Raw genomic sequence first — 15651 nt, 5'->3', positions numbered from 1 at the left:
CTCTCCCGTACGAGGAGGGTCAGCGGGCCACCGACAGCGGCAACGACACCACCCGCCGTTTCACCACCGCCCCGAACCGGGCGTCGAGACGCATCCACGACCCCGACGCCGACACCCGCACCCGCGGGCCGTCGGTCTCCTGCGGCGCCGAGCCGAGGAAGCCCATCCCCGACATCGCGAACAACACCCGCATCGGGACGGTCACCGGCCGGCCCGCGTCCGGCGGGGAGACGGTCAGCACGGTCTGGTCGAGCAGCGAGGCCGGCGGCCCCATCGGGCCGGCGTGCTCCCGGGCCAGGGCCAGGCCCCGGTCGGCCAGCTCGTGGAGCTCCGCGGCGGGGACGTCGTCGACCCGCGACCAGCCGTCGTCGGGCGGGAGCTCGTCGAGCCACGGTGCGGGCGGACCGGGGTCGACCGCCGCGGACCGGTCGACGGCCAGCGCCGTCAGCAGCGTCGACGCCTGGGCCGTGACCGCCACCGCCGGATCGAGCTCCCCCGCCACGGACCGGGTCACGAGTACGTCGAACGGCGTGCGGGCCCAGGCGGTGACCCGGCCCACCCCCGCGGTGAGCCGCACGGCGGCGCCCTGGTCGAGCCGGGCGACCCGGGCGGTGAAGGCACCCAGGTCGTCGCGTTCGGTCGCGTCGGCCAGCCGCAGGGTCACGACGCGTCTCCCCGGTGGCGGGCCAGGAAGTCGCGCTCGTCGGCGGTCAGCCGGCGGACCCGTCCGGCCCCCAGGTCGTAGAGGGCCATCCGGGTCCACGCGGTGACCGCGACCGGGTCGCCCGCGGCCGGACCGTCGTGCAGGGCGTAGTCGAGCACGAACGACGCCGCCCGCAGCTCCCGCACGGTGATCGCGCAGCGCAGCGGCTCCGGCCGCCACGGCAGCTGGCGCCGGTACTCCACGTGCAGCGCGGCCACGAGCAGTCCCGAGGAGAACCCGGTGAGGCCCTCCCGGCCGGCGGCGGTGAAGGCCAGCGCGACGCGGGCCTCCTCGATCAGCGTGACGATCCGGGCGTGGTTGACGTGCCGGTAGGCGTCCTGGTCGGTCCAGCGCAGCGGGACCTCGGCGACGAACGGGGACACGGTCGGCACCCCTACCGGGCCAGTCCGCGCAGCTGACGGGAGATCACCGACAGCGTCGCCAGGTCCAGCGACGCCGACGCCCCGATCTCCTCCAGCGCACTGCGGGCCCGGGAGAGCTTCGAGGCGTTCGCCTGCTCCCACGCGGCGATCGCGTCGTCGACACCGGTGCCGGGCGGGGTCTCGCGCAGCGCGTCGAGGGTGATCGAGCGCAGCGACCCGTAGAGGTCGTCGCGCAGCGCCAGGCGGGCCAGTGCATGCCACCGGTCCCCGCGGTCCAGCCGGGACACCGCGGTCAGCGCCTGGTCGACGCCGAGGTGCTCGGACAGGGCGTAGTACAGCCGGGCGACCTCGGTGCCGGGGCGCGGCTCGGCCTCACGGTCGGAGAGCTCGACGAGCTCGACGACGTCGAGCAGGCCGTAGGCGTAGAGCGACAGCGCGGCCGACTCCACCATCTCCGCCGGGACCCCGCAGTCGCGCAGCTCCGCGGCACGGGCCTGCACGGCGTCGAGCTCGCGCCCCTGGAGCAGCTCGGGCAGGCGCGCCCGCAGCTCCGCGATCGGTCCGGCGAACCGGTTGACCTCGGCGCCCACGGCGAGGGGCTGCGGCCGGTTCGTGAGGAACCAGCGCGAGACCCGGTCCAACAGCCGCCGCGACTCGAGGACGACCGCGTCGGCGACCGCGACGGGGACCCCGGCCGAGCGGACCGCCTCCCAGAGCGCCGGCAGCTCGAACACCCGGGTGGTGACGGTCCAGGCCCGCACGACGTCGTCGGGGCCGGCGGAGATCTCCTCGCCGAGCCGGAACGCGTAGCTGATCCCTGCGCCGTCGACCATGTCGTTGACCAGCGAGGTCCCGATGATCTCGCGGCGCAGCGGGTGGTTGCGCACGGCGTGGTCGAAGCGTTCCCGCAGCGGGTGCGGGAAGTAGCCGGGCAACGTCGGGGCGAACGCGGGCAGGTCGGGCAGGTCGGTCTGCAGCAGCCGGTGGGTGAGGTCGAGCTTGGTGTGGGCGAGCAGCGTCGCCAGCTCGGGGCCGGTGAGGCCGAGCCCGTCGGCGGCGAGGCGGGCGAACCCGGCGTCGTCGGGCAGCACCTCCAGGGCACGGTCGAGCCCGGCCCGCCCGGCGAGGTCGGTGACCATCCGGGCGTGCACGCCGACCATGCCGGGGGCGTGTGCGCGCGCGACGCCGAGCACCTCGTTCTGCGCGACGTTGTCGGCGAGCACGAGCGCGGACACCTCGTCGGTCATCGACGCGAGCAGCTCGTTGCGGGCGTCGCGGTCCAGGGAACCGTCCGTGACCGGGCGGTCCAACAGGATCTTGATGTTGACCTCGTGGTCGGAGCAGTCGACGCCCGCGGAGTTGTCGATGGCGTCGGTGTTGATCCGCCCGCCGGAGCCGTCGGGTCCGCCGTGGCGGGCGAACTCGATCCGGCCACGCTGGGTGAGCCCGAGGTTGCCGCCCTCGCCCACGACCCGCACGCGCAGGGCGCGACCGTCGACCCGGATGGCGTCGTTGGCCTTGTCCCCGACCTCGGTGTCGGTCTCGCCGGACGCCTTGACGTAGGTGCCGATCCCGCCGTTCCACAGCAGGTCCGCGGGGGCGAGCAGGATCGCGTGGATCAGCTCCGGCGGCGACATCGCGGTGACCGTGTCGGCCAGACCCAGCGCGGCGCGGATCTCCGGTCCGACCGGCACCGACTTCGCCGTGCGCGGCCACACCCCGCCCCCGGCGCTGATCAACGAGGTGTCGTAGTCGGCCCAGTAGCTGCGGGGCAGCTCGAAGAGCCTGCGACGCTCGGCGTAGGAGGTCGCGGCGTCCGGGGTCGGGTCGACGAACACGTGCCGGTGGTCGAATGCGGCGACGAGCCGGATGTGCTCCGACAACAGCATCCCGTTGCCGAACACGTCGCCGGACATGTCGCCGACGCCGACGACGGTGAACTCCTCGCGCTGGGTGTCGACCCCCAGCTCGCGGAAGTGCCGCTTGACCGACTCCCACGCGCCGCGGGCGGTGATGCCCATGGCCTTGTGGTCGTAGCCGACCGAGCCGCCGGAGGCGAACGCGTCGCCCAGCCAGAAGCCGTAGGACTCGGCGACGGAGTTGGCCAGGTCGGAGAACGTGGCCGTGCCCTTGTCCGCGGCGACGACGAGGTAGGAGTCGTCGCCGTCGTGGCGGACCACGTCGGTGGGCGGGAGCGTCTCGGTCGCGCCGTCGGCGTGGGTCAGGAGGTTGTCGGTGATGTCGAGCAGCCCGGAGATGAAGGTCCGGTAGCAGTCGCGGACGTGCTCGGGCGCCGGTCCGGGGCGGCGCACGACGAACCCGCCCTTCGCGCCCACGGGGACGATGACGGCGTTCTTCACCGCCTGGGCCTTCACCAGGCCCAGGACCTCGGTGCGGTAGTCCTGCTGGCGGTCGGAGAAGCGCAGGCCGCCGCGGGCGACCGGGCCGAACCGCAGGTGCACGCCCTCGACCGCGGGCGAGTACACGAAGATCTCGAACCGCGGACGGGGCAGCGGCATGTCCGGTACGGCGGACGGGTCCAGCTTGAAGGAGAAGAACGGGCGGTTGCGGAACCAGTTGGTCCGCAGCGTCGCCTCGATGACCGAGAGCAGGCCCCGGAGGATGCGGTCGGCGTCGAGCCCGGAGACCTGGTCGATCAGCGTGGTGACGTTCTCCGGGGCCCGGCGGTGGGCGGCCTCGCGCTCGTCGGGGTCGGTCGTGGCCGGGTCGAACCGGGCCCGGAACAGGGTGATCAGCCCCTGCGCGACCTGCGGGTGCCCGACCAGGACATCGGCGGTGTACTGCAGGGTGAACAGCCCGCCGAGCTGACGGGTGTAGCGGCTGTAGGCCCGCAGGACGGCGGCCTCCCGCCAGTGCAGGCCGGCCCGCAGGACGAGCGCGGAGAACCGGTCGGACTCGGCGTCACCCCGCCAGGCGGCGGCGAACGCCTCCTCGAAGCGACGCCCGGCGTCCTCGACGGTGACCGTCGGGACGGCGGGCGCGCCGGCCGGCTGCGGGGGCCGGAGCCCGAAGTCGTAGAGCCAGCAGCGGCGGCCGTCGGGACGCCGGAACTCGTAGGGCCGCTCGTCGACGACCTCCACGTCGAGCTGCTGGAGCAGCGGCAGCACGCCGGTGAGGGTGACCGGGTCGTCGCCGACGTAGAGCGCGAACCGGATGTCGCCGTCGATGCTGCGGTACAGGCGCAGGTCGAACGCGTCGGCGCCCTTCTCGCCGAGCGTCATCAGCCGGCGCAGGTCCTCGACGGCCCGCAGCGGGGTGACCGTGGCCTTGTAGGACTCGGGGACGCCGCCGAGCATCGGGCGGGCGGCGGGTCCGGCGTCGCCGAGGGCGGCGACGAGGAGGTCGTCCCAGGTCCGGGTGGCCTCGGCGACGTGGTCCTGGAGCTCGGCCAGGTCCACCGCGACCGGCTCGGCGGCGGGGTCGGTGGTGATCGTCAGGTGCAGCAGTGCCAGCTCGACGTCGCCGACCTGGGCGGTGTAGCTGACGTCGGTGCCGCCGAGCCGGGTGCGCAGGATGTCGGTGATCCTCAGCCGGGTCGCGGTCGTGTACCGGTCGCGCGGCAGGTAGACCAGGCAGGACAGGAACCGGCGGTACGGGTCGGCGTGGACGAACAGCCGCACGGCACGGCGGGCGCCCGCCTCCAGGACGCCGACGGCGGTGTCGTGCAGCCGCTCCTCGGAGGAGGTGAACAGCTCCGCGCGGGGCAGCTGGGAGAACACCTCGAGCATCTGCTGCCCGGAGTAGGAGTCGGCGGGGAAGCCCGCGCGCCGGATGGCGCCGCGGATCCGGCGGGCGACGACCGGGATGTCCAGGACCGACTCGTGCCGGGCCGGGACGGTCAGCATCCCGAGGAAACGGTGCTCGCCGGTGACGGTCCCGTCGGCGTCACGGGTGCGGACCCCGACGTAGTACGGGTGCACGGCGCGCAGCACGCGGCTGCGCTCGCTGGCCCTGGTGAACAGCAGCAGACCCGCCGGGTCGGCGGCGCCGGTCTCCTCGGGGAGGAACACGTTCGCGCCCGCGTCGTCCGGTCGCAGCACCCCGAGGCCGGTGTCGGTGTCGGGCCGCAGGCGGCCGTCCCGGTCGCCCTCGCCGTCGGTGCGCCGGGAGTAGTGGCGGTAGCCGACGAACACGAAGTGGTCGTCGACGAGCCAGCGCAGCAGGTCCGCGACCTCCGCCGGGTACACGTCGCCCTCGTCGGTGTCGGCGGCCGTGGCGGCACCGGCGCCGGAGAGGTCGTCGGCCAGGGCGCGGGCCCGCAGGGTCATCGCGGCGGTGTCGTCGACGACCTGCCGGACCGCGGCGAGGGTGTGCTCGAGCTCGGCGTGCAGCGCGTCGGGGTCGAGATCGCCCGCGGACACGACGTCGACGTGCATCCACGACTCGACCGCGGCCCCCTCGGGCGGGTCGGTCGGGTCGGCGCCGGTGTCGATGCCGGTGAGGGTGCCGTCGGCGGAACGGTGCACGACCAGGATCGGGTGGACGACGCGTCGCGTGGTCCCACCCGCGCGGCCGATCCCGGCGAGCGTAGACTCGACGATGTAGGGCATGTCGTCGGTGACGATGTCGACCGTCACGGCGTCGCCGCCGGCGGAGGCCACCCGGACGGCGGCGCGACCGGGTTCACGGTGGGCGCCGAGTGCGAGGTGGGTGTCGACGACGGTCGCCGGGCCGGGCGGCTCGGCGCCCGCGGGCGCGTCGGTGGCGGGGGTGTGCCGGGCGTACAGACGGACGAGGTCCGCGACGGCGTCACTCCCGGGTCGGAGATCACCGCCCGGCCCGTCGGTGCTCGTCATGTTCCCGGTCTGCCCCGTCGTCCCGCTGCTCACGATCCACTCCGGCCCCGCGCGTGTGTTGACGCCGTCACCCTATCCCGCTGCTCCGGCGCCACCGGCCGACCGGGACACCGCCCCACGACGCGCGGGTTGTCCCTCACCGACGTCCGGTCAGATCTCGCGGTACGCCGCGAGGGCACCGGCGAGGAGGTCCGCGAGCCCCATGTCCGCGGGGATGCCCGCGGGGTCGGAGGGGGGCGGGTCGTCCGGGTCCTCCGGAGCGCCGTCCGCCGGGGACGACACCGTTCCCGGCTGGGCAGCGGCCGCGTTCCCGACGGTCGTTCTCCCGGCGGCATCCTCCCCGGCTGTCGGCTGCTCGACCGCCGCGTCCCCGACCGGCGGGGTGCCGGGCACCGGCTGCTCGGAACCCCGGCCACCGAGCGTCGAGCCGTCCGCCCCCGGCTCCGGAGCAGGGCCCGACGCCGACACGTCCGCCGCGGCCGGTCCGGCCGCCGCGGTGGGTGCGGGCGAGGGGACCGTCCGGTCCGCGGGGTCGCGTCGGGTCGCGGGCGGGCGGGCCTCGGCCGGCGCCCCTGCTGTGACGTCCGGTCGTGTCGGGGCGGTGGTCACGTCGGCCGGCGCGGCGTGAGCGGCACCGGATCCGTTCGTGGGTCCGTCGTCGGGTCCCGGGGCGGACAGGGCGGGCGCGGTGGCCGGCTCGGGCCCCGTACGCACCGTCCAGGTCGCCGCGGCCACGCTGTCACCCTCGGCCCGACCGGGCGCGCCGACGTCCTCGCCGGCCGGGGCGGGGGCGGTCCCCTCGACGGCGGGCCACCCGCCGGGCACCGCCCGGAGGTGGTCCGACGACGGGCCGGCACCACGGCCACGGCGACGCGGCAGCGCGGACTCCTCCGCCGCCGCGTCGACCTCGGACCACCGCACCGGGAGCCCGGCCCGCTCGCGGGACGGACCGTCCTGCCGCGAGGCGTCGCCGTCGGGCCCGGGCAGGTCGAGATGGGCCCGCACGGCATCGGCGAGACGCCGGTCGGGCTCCGCAGGCAGTGCGAACCGGGTGTCCAGCGGATCCGGTTCCGAAGCGTGTCCCACGGGCGCGGGATCGTTCCCGGCCTGCACCGCGTCCAGACCGGGTGGGACGGGGCCGGACGGGGCGGGCCCGCTGCGGTCCCGATCGGCCGCGGCCCGCGGCGTGGAGGCGTGCGGTTCGGGGTCCTGCGAGCCGGGGCCGGGTACGACCGTGTCCCGGGTGGCGGCGTCCCGGGTGGCGGCGACCTGGGCCGAGGAGCCGTGCGCGCCGGGATCCCGCGCTCCGGGACCGGGTACGACGGTGTCCGGGGTGGTGGAGTTCCGAGGCGTGCCCTCGGACCGCCGTCGCCCTCCGCTCCCCGGGCGCACGGTGATGCCGACGGCCGACAGCGACGACGTCGCGTCGCCGGTCGTCCGGCGTCGCCCGCCCCGGGCGGCACGCCCGTCGGACAGGTCCAGCGGCGTGGCGAGCGCCGGCCCCGCGACCGGCTCCGCGACGGGGGGCACCGGCCCGTCCCCGGTCTGCTCCGCGGAGGTGTCGGGCAGGGGCGGCACCGTGTCCGGGCCGGTTAGCTCGGTGACGATCTCCTCGCCCTCGACCCCGTGCGGTCCGACGGCCTGCATCCGCAACGACGTCCCCGCCGGCAGCCCACCGCGGCGTACCCGTCCGCCGAGGTGCGTGGCGAGCGACCGCGCCCAGAGCAGGACGGTGACGTGGTCGACGTGAGGCAGGGTCACCCGCACCGTGTCCTGGTCGCGACGTGTGGTCCCGGGCGGCGGCACCAGCCGGCGGGCCCGGGTGGCGACATCGTGCAGGGCGCCGACGGCCGCGGTGCCGGTGACGGCCTCCAGGTCCGCGTCGACGAGGTCGACGACGATCGACCGCTCGGTGGGACCGGGCGGGCCCGTCGGGGGAGTCTGTGCGAGCGGTGCGGCGACCGGGCCGTTCCCGGTCTCCTCGGCCGGGGAGGGCGCCGCCGCCGGGCGGTCGGGGACATCGACGGCATCCGGGCCGGCGACCCCGTCCGGGGCGCCGCCGGTGGTGCCGGGCGAACCGGGCCGAGCCGTCGGGATCGCACCGGGACGGTCGCCGGAGCGGTGGGCCGCGACGCGGCGCACGCCGTTTTTCGGTGTGGCGTCGGCGGGGCGAGGACTGCTGATGTCTTCGACGGGCGGCGGCTGCTCGGGAGTGCGCCATTCGGCGAGGAGGGCGTCGGCGAGCGGTGAGCCGCCGGCGATGTCGGGTGTCCAGGACGGCCCGGTACACGACGGGTCCCGGGGTGTCGTCGCTGCAGTCTCCCCGCCCGGTACGAGCCCCGACACACCCAGCGGGTCGGCCGGATCGATGCCCGCGGCCCGTTCCCGCCCGGACACCCGGGCGTCGGACGACCGGTCGGCGGAACCGTCGGCCTCGGGTCCACCGGTCGCGCCCGGTGCGCCGCTGGTCCCCGGGACGCCTGTGGGGTCCGGCGCGGTGCCCGGGTCACCCGGGTGGTGACCGTTCCGGTGCACGAGCTCGGACGGGTCCGTGGTGCGGACGTCGGACGGCGGGCCCCCTGCCGGGGCACCGTTCGTGCCGGGGCCGTGCAGCAGACTGTCCGGCGGGGTCCAGCGCACCGGGAATCCGCCGACCCCGAACAGGTCGTTCGCCGAACCGCGGTCCGCCGAGCCGCTGTCCGAAGCGACGCCGTCCGCTGAGCCGTGGTCCGCTGAGCCGTCGCCCGCTGAGCCGTCGCCCGCTGGGCCGTTGTTCGACCGGCCGCCCTCGGTGGAGCGGTCGCTGCCGGTCAGGGAGCCGGGACGTCGCCCGTCCTCGATTCCGCGCGCGACGGACCGGTGCGCTCGTGCCCCGGGCGAGCGGGTGCCCCCGGTCGACGCGGTGCGTCTGTTCCCGGCCCCGGGGGTGCCGTCCCCATCGGGCTCGCGCGCAGCTGCCGCACCGCCGCTCCGTGGGAAGGGCGTCGGCCGTCCGGCTACGCGGACGGCCGCGAGCGGCAGCAGCGTGGCCACCGCCGCGCGGAAACGGGTCCCGCGATCGCGGTCGACCTGGTCGGCGTCCATCGCCGCTCGCATCGCCTCGAGTGCCTCGCGGTACCGGCCCGAGCCCTCGTACAGCTCGGACTGGGCGGTGCGGCAGGCAGCGACCAACGCGGGGACCCCTGCGTGCTCGGCTCCGTCGGCCGCCTCGACCAGGGCGCGGGCGGCGTGGTCCGCGCGGCCCGCCTGCACCCGGGCGAGGGTCAGGCGGAGCAGCACACCCTGGCGACCGGCGTCCCCGGCGTCGCGCTGCACCGCCGCCGCGGCGACCGCGTCCGCGGGTACGCGACCGGAATCGAGCAGCGCAGTGATCCACTGGCTGAGCAGCGCCACGGCGAGGTGGGCCGACAACGGTCGGGCCCCGGGTCGTTCCGGCGTCCAGCCGAGCTGGGCCAGGCCACGCAGTGCCCGGTCCACGGCGGCCTCGTGTTCGCGCCGTGCCCTGTGCACCGAGCCGACGACGAGGTCCGCGTAGGCCGCGGGCTCGCCACCGAAGCCTGCCCCGCACGCCTCGACATCGCTCCGCAGACGCTCGAGCTCCACGGCGGAGGCGCCGGCGAGTGCACACCGCACCTCGACCGCGAGCCGGTCGAGACGCAGCAGGCCCGGATCCTCCCCCGGGGCGTCGTCGGGCAGTCCGAGGACCAGCGCCCGGGCCGCGTCGAGCTCGCCGTCCGCCTGGGCGACCCCGGCCAGCTCGACCCGCAGGCGAGCGCCCTCGGGGCGGGTGAGCACCTCGGTTCCCGGCGTGCGAGCGGGAACAGGGATCGGCTCGGCTCCCGGGGTGACCTGCCCCGACATCCCGGCGATGACGGCGGTGGCGACATCTCGCGCGTCCCCCCCGGCGGCGTGACCGTCGAGCAGCCAGCCCGCGGCCTGCACCCAGCGCAGGTCGTCACCGTCAGCGACGGCTCGCGCGCACGACTGTTCGGCCAGCTCCGCGGTGAGCAGTGGCCGCTGCCACCGCAGGGCCGCCGCCGTGCGCAGTTCGGCCGTCGTCGCGCTCGCGGCCCGACCTCCCAGGTCGAACGTCACATCGCCTCCCGTGAGCGACACCACCGTCCGGACCTCCCACAGACCGGTCGCCCGTTGCCGGGGACCGGCCCGATCGGAGGGAGGTCCGGACCGGGCGGTGATCAGTCGCGGGTGAGCTTACGGTGGGTGACCCGGTGCGGTCGCGCCGCCTCCGCGCCCAGCCGCTCGACCTTGTTCTTCTCGTAGGCCTCGAAGTTGCCCTCGAACCAGAACCACGACGCCGGGTTCTCGTCCGTGCCCTCCCACGCCAGGATGTGGGTGCAGGTCCGGTCGAGGAACCAACGGTCGTGGGAGATGACCACGGCGCAACCGGGGAACTGCTCGAGCGCGTTCTCCAGCGAGCCGAGGGTCTCGACGTCCAGGTCGTTCGTGGGCTCGTCGAGCAGGATCAGGTTGCCGCCCTGCTTGAGCGTGAGCGCCAGGTTCAGACGGTTGCGCTCACCGCCGGACAGGACCCCGGCCGGCTTCTGCTGGTCCGGGCCCTCGAAGCCGAAGGCGGCGACGTACGCCCGGGACGGCATCTCGGTGTTGCCGACCTGGATGTAGTCCAGACCGTCGGAGACCACCTCGAAGACGGTCTTCTTCGGGTCGATGCCGCCGCGGTTCTGGTCGACGTAGGAGAGCTTGACCGTGTCACCGATCCTGACGTCCCCGGAGTCCGGGTGCTCCAGGCCGACGATCGTCTTGAACAACGTCGTCTTACCGACACCGTTCGGGCCGATCACGCCGACGATGCCGTTGCGGGGCAGCGTGAACGAGAGATCCTTGATCAGCTGGCGGCCGTCGAACCCCTTGTCGAGATGCGAGACCTCCACGACCTGGCTGCCCAGACGCGGGCCCGGCGGGATCTGGATCTCCTCGAAGTCGAGCTTCCGGTGCCGCTCGGCCTCGGTCGCCATCTCCTCGTAGCGGTCGAGCCGCGAACGGCTCTTCGCCTGGCGGGCCTTCGGGTTGGAGCGGACCCACGCCAGCTCCTCCTTCAGGCGCTTCTGGAGCTTCGCGTCCTTCTTGCCCTGGACGGCGAGCCGCTCGGCCTTCTTCTCCAGGTAGGTGGAGTAGTTGCCCTCGTAGGGGAAGGTGCGTCCCCGGTCGAGCTCGAGGATCCAGCCGGCGACGTTGTCGAGGAAGTACCGGTCGTGGGTGACCGCGAGAACGGCACCCGGGTAGTTCGCGAGGAACTGCTCGAGCCAGAGCACGCTCTCGGCGTCGAGGTGGTTCGTGGGCTCGTCGAGCAGGAGCAGGTCGGGCTGGGACAGCAGCAGCTTGCACAGCGCCACGCGCCGGCGCTCACCACCGGAGAGGTGGCTGACCTCGGCGTCGCCGGGCGGGCACCGCAGTGCGTCCATCGCCTGCTCCAGCTGGGAGTCGATCTCCCACGCGTCGGCGTGGTCGAGCTCCTCCTGGAGCTGGCCCATCTCCTCCATCAGCTCGTCGGTGTAGTTGGTCGCCATCTCCTCGGCGATCGCGTTGTACCGGTCGAGCTTGACCTTGACATCGCCGAGGCCCTCCTCGACGTTGCCGAGGACGGTCTTCTCCTCGTTCAGCGGGGGCTCCTGCTGGAGGATGCCGACCGTCGCCCCGGGCTTGAGGAAGGCGTCGCCGTTGTTCGCGTTCTCCAACCCTGCCATGATCTTGAGGACGGTCGACTTCCCGGCGCCGTTCGGGCCGACGACGCCGATCTTCGCCCCCGGCAGGAAGCTGATCGACGCGTTCTCCAGGATGACCTTGTCGCCGTGCGCCTTACGCACGTTCCGCATCGTGTAAATCAGATCCGCCACCATGCGATGGTAGATCGGGCCCGCTCAGCCGCTCGAAGCCGGTGCGGTCGTCAACCGCGACAGTGCGTCGAGCTCGGCACTCTCGGCCTCGTCGGGAGCCTCGTCGCCGTACCCGTCGTCCTCCGGGGATCCGGTGGGCGGGGCGCCCCAACGGTGGGTGGCGTCCTCGCTCTCGTGGGCCGGCGGGGCAGCCGGCCGCGGAGCCACGGCCGCCGGGGAGAAACGGATGTCGAGCCCGACGCTGGACGGTTCGATCCGGACGCTCTGCCGCACGTCGCCCTCCCGACCGGTCCACTCCTCGACGTAGACGCGGCCGATGACGATCACACGGTGTCCCTTCTCGAACGTCCGCACCGCGTGCTCGGCCAGGGCCCGCCAGCACGTCACCGTGTAGTAGGTGCACGTGATGTCGCGCCACTGGTCGGTCACCGGGTCCTTCCGGCGGTGGTTGACCGCGACGGTCAGGTCGGTGACCGGGATGTTGTTCGCGGTGTAGCGCAGAACGGGGGTACGGGTCAGGTTCCCGACGATGGTGGCGGTGTTGTCGCTCATCGGATCCTCCGGAGCTCTCGGCTGTGGTGTCCCTCCGAGCTTGGCCCGCGCGGGCCCCGCTGACGGGACCGTCGAGCTGTCTGTGGACAACCGTCGTCATTGGGGACGGGTGACCGTCCCGAACCGGATGAGCGCCGACGCGTGTCGACCCGGTGTGCTCCGCGGTCAGACCTGAGTTGCACAGGTAGTCGGGGGTTGTGAGGTGTCGTTGCTGGTCAGCGGGCTGTGGGGTCGGGATCTGGGGCACTAATCGGTAGTCTCGGGTGGTGTTCGTCCGGAAGGTGAAGACGGCGTCCGGGGCGACGGCGGTGCAGATCGTGGAGAAGCGCCACGGGGTCCGGCGGATCGTCGCCCACGTCGGTTCCGCTCATGATGACGCCGAGCTCGCAGTGCTGATCGCCTCAGCGCGGGATCGCATCCATGCAGGTCAGCAGGCCCTCGACCTCGACGCCCCTGCCACCGGGGGCGCGGCGGGCGCGGTCGTGACCGGGTCGGCGAGCGAGGTCCTGTGGAACGTCCTGTGCGATGCCTACCGCCGGTTGGGGTTCGACCAGCTCGCCGACGAGGTGTTCCGGGCGCTCGTGCTCGCCAGGATCGTGGAGCCCACCAGCACCTCTGCCGCGGTCGGGGTCCTCGATGAACTCGGGGTGGTCGCGCCGCATCGCAACACCTTCACCGCGGCGCTGCGCCGCTGCAGCGACAAGGACTACCGGGCCGTCCTGGCCGCCGCCTGCACCGTGGCCTCGCGGGTGGGGGCGGCGTCGCTGGTGCTCTATGACGTGACCACGCTGCATTTCGAGGTCGAGCACGAGGACACGCTGCGCAAGGTAGGGATGAGCAAGGAACGCCGGGTCGACCCGCAGATCCAGGTCGGGCTGCTCGTCGACCCGTCCGGGTTCCCGCTCGAGGTCCGCTGCTTCGAGGGCAACAAGGCCGAGACGACCACTCTGCTACCCGTTCTGGAGGACTTCCGCAAACGGCACGACGTGAAGGACATGGTGGTCGTCGCCGATGCCGGAATGCTGTCCGCGTCGAACCTGAACGCGTTGGAGGACAACGGGTTCTCCTTCATCGTGGGGTCGAGGATCAGCAAGGCGCCCTACGATCTGGCCGCGCACGTCGAGCGTCACGGCAACGCCTTCGACGACGGCCAGGTCCTGGAGTCGCGCCGCGACATGGGGACAGGGAAGGCGAAACGGAGCCGGCGGGTCGTCTACCAGTACCGCTTCGCCCGCCACAAACACGATGACCGGGCGATCAACGCCATGGTCGACCGCGCGGAGAAGGTCGCCGCCGGCACCCGGCCGTTGAAGAAGGACCGCTTCGTCCGCATCGCCTCCACCGGCACCGAGGTCGACTGGGGCCTGGTCGAACGCGCCCGCCAGCTCGCCGGGTTGAAGGGCTACGTCACCAACCTGGCCGAGTCCACCATGGACGGGCACAAGGTCGTGGCCGCCTACCACGACCTGTGGCAGGTCGAGGCCAGCTTCCGCATGGCCAAGTCCGACCTGCGAGCCCGACCGATCTTCCACCGCGAACGCGACGCCATCGAAGCCCACCTCACCGTCGTCTTCGCCGCCCTCGCGGTCTCCCGACACCTCCAGGACGCGGCAGGCGTGACCATCAAGAAGCTGGTCACAGCCCTGCGCCCACTACGAACCGTCCGAGTCGACGTCGGCGGTCACCCGATCACCGCCGCCCCGCAGATCACCAGCGGCGCGCGTGCCATTCTCGACCGGCTCCCCACCATCACCGCGCCGGGGCACTAAACCTGTGCAACTCAGGTCAGACGTCGGCGGGCGTCGGCGGGCTTCGGGCGGTGCGGCTTGCCTCCACGCCACCTGCCCCGGCGCCCTGCAGCGGCGTGCGGCGGCCCCGGCGACGGCGACGAGGCGCGGGCACCGCCGCCACTCGGTCACGCGTCCTGCCGGCGCGGAAGTCACACCCGGTACTGCCTGGTGGGGACACCGCCACCGTCCGGGACGGCGGAGCCGGCAGGACACCGCAGCCCCGGTGCGACGTCGTGTCCGGTCCGTCGCGTCGTGGTGCCGCCCAGGGGAGGTACGGCACCACGGTCACGACGTGGTCGCCGACGTCTCCGTCCCGTGGATGGCCGAGGACACCATGGTCAGCTCTCAGAGCGGTGGACAGGTAGGCGGTCGGTCTGCGGGGGGCCGGCCCGCCACGGGCTGCGACAGGGCGACGCTCGACCGTCTGCGGACGGGACGCGCTCAGCCGTCGGGATGCGCGGTCCTCTGTCGTGGGCGGTGCTCTGTCGTGGGCGGCGTTCTGTCGTGGATGCCGGCTCGGCGTCGTGTCGACGCCGATCTGCGCATTCCGCGCCGGCCGGGTGCGACCGGGCAGGGCCGCGACCGTGTTTCTGCCATCGGGGCTTCATCGGTGGCGCACCCGTATCCGGCGTCGTCGCAGTGGGTCGATGTCGCACACGTTCCTGGCCGTCGCCATCCCACAGACTGCGAGGTCGCGCGACCCCTGTGCCACGTCCGCCGGACCGGCACCGGTGTCCGGCACCGACATCACCGCGGGACCGGTACCGCCGCTGACCTCCGCACAGCCCGCGGCCTGAGTCGACGTCCGGCTCGGCTCGGACCCGTCGCTGGGCGGACACGGCCACACCACCAGAACACCAGAAACGAGAAATGCCCCGGACCATCAGGTCCGGGACATCTCCCACCCACATTGAATGTCGGCGACGACCTACTCTCCCACACCCTGGCGAGTGCAGTACCATCGGCGCAGGAAGGCTTAGAGGTCATTTCAGAACGAGGTCGACGTGTCTGTTGTAGACGACAAGCGGCTATCTGACCTGCCGTTTGATCTGTCGTCGAGGGGTCAATGGAAACTCGACAAGTCGTTCTGAAACGACCTCTTAGCTACCGGGTTCGGAATGGGACCGGGCGTTTCCCTACCGCAATGACCACCGACAACACTATTCAACAAACCCCACCACAAAAAAGGGTGGGGGACCAACGAACACACAACCCGCACAGGGTTGTGAGCTCGTAACCATTCAGGTCCTGGCTCGATGATCTACCGGTGTGTCGGTGCGTGACCCGAGGTCGGCGGTGTGCTGATCATGTGCGGTGTCCGGGTCGCAGCAGCCGTCGCGCGAGGAGCTCCTCGCGCTGATCGAGGCGCAGGCCCGCACGATCGAGGAGTTGCGGGGCGAGGTCGCCGAGCTCAAGCGCCGACTGGGTCGCAACTCGGGCAACTCCTCGCAGCCTCCCTCGGCGGACGCGCCCACGGCCTCGCCGTCGAGGATGGCCAGGCGGCGCAGCGGCCGCAAGCCCGGCAAACAGCCC

General features: G+C 73.4%; 7 protein-coding genes, 1 rRNA gene and 1 pseudogene. 2 read left to right on the top strand and 7 right to left on the bottom strand.

Going from position 1 to position 15651, the window contains the following annotated elements; genetic code table 11:
* Positions 1-19: 19 nt before the first annotated feature.
* The 6 genes from KPF47_RS27010 to KPF47_RS26985 all read right to left on the bottom strand — a co-directional run bounded on the left by KPF47_RS27010 (position 20) and on the right by KPF47_RS26985 (position 12328).
* Positions 20-664: a hypothetical protein gene (locus tag KPF47_RS27010; protein ID WP_224391633.1), complete on the bottom strand. Its 645-nt coding sequence runs from the start codon at positions 662-664 to the stop codon at positions 20-22.
* Positions 661-1086, bottom strand: a complete 426-nt coding sequence (locus KPF47_RS27005; protein WP_224391632.1) for a thioesterase family protein — start codon at positions 1084-1086, stop codon at positions 661-663. The genes KPF47_RS27010 and KPF47_RS27005 overlap by 4 nt, the downstream gene beginning before the upstream one ends.
* Before the next feature lie 11 nt (positions 1087-1097).
* A complete protein-coding gene (locus KPF47_RS27000; protein WP_224391631.1) occupies positions 1098-5903 on the bottom strand; it encodes an NAD-glutamate dehydrogenase in 4806 nt (1601 codons plus the stop codon).
* A gap of 150 nt (positions 5904-6053) precedes the next feature.
* Positions 6054-9998 (bottom strand): hypothetical protein, encoded by a 3945-nt coding sequence (locus tag KPF47_RS26995; RefSeq protein ID WP_224391630.1) that lies wholly within the window; start codon positions 9996-9998, stop codon positions 6054-6056.
* A 101-nt stretch (positions 9999-10099) separates the two neighbouring features.
* Entirely contained in the window at positions 10100-11776 is a 1677-nt protein-coding gene (ettA, locus tag KPF47_RS26990) for an energy-dependent translational throttle protein EttA (protein WP_224391629.1), read from the bottom strand.
* Positions 11777-11800: 24 nt separating this feature from the next.
* Positions 11801-12328: a single-stranded DNA-binding protein gene (locus tag KPF47_RS26985; RefSeq protein ID WP_224391628.1), complete on the bottom strand. Its 528-nt coding sequence runs from the start codon at positions 12326-12328 to the stop codon at positions 11801-11803.
* A gap of 263 nt (positions 12329-12591) precedes the next feature.
* Between KPF47_RS26985 and KPF47_RS26980 the strand changes: the two genes are divergently transcribed.
* A complete protein-coding gene (locus tag KPF47_RS26980; RefSeq protein WP_374108799.1) occupies positions 12592-14097 on the top strand; it encodes an IS1634 family transposase in 1506 nt (501 codons plus the stop codon).
* Positions 14098-15033: 936 nt separating this feature from the next.
* On the opposite strand, the gene rrf is transcribed toward KPF47_RS26980, so the two are convergent.
* A 5S ribosomal RNA gene (rrf, locus tag KPF47_RS26975) occupies positions 15034-15274 on the bottom strand.
* Between the two features lie 158 nt (positions 15275-15432).
* On the opposite strand from rrf, the pseudogene KPF47_RS40475 reads away from it, so the two are divergent.
* A pseudogene (locus KPF47_RS40475) lies at positions 15433-15651 on the top strand (DUF6444 domain-containing protein); the annotation flags it as partial.

Origin of the sequence: Pseudonocardia sp. ICBG1293, from assembly GCF_020131355.1 — a bacterium.
Classification (GTDB): domain Bacteria; phylum Actinomycetota; class Actinomycetes; order Mycobacteriales; family Pseudonocardiaceae; genus Pseudonocardia.
Note: the sequence above shows the minus strand (reverse complement) of the source record. Positions and strands in the feature narration are given on the sequence as shown.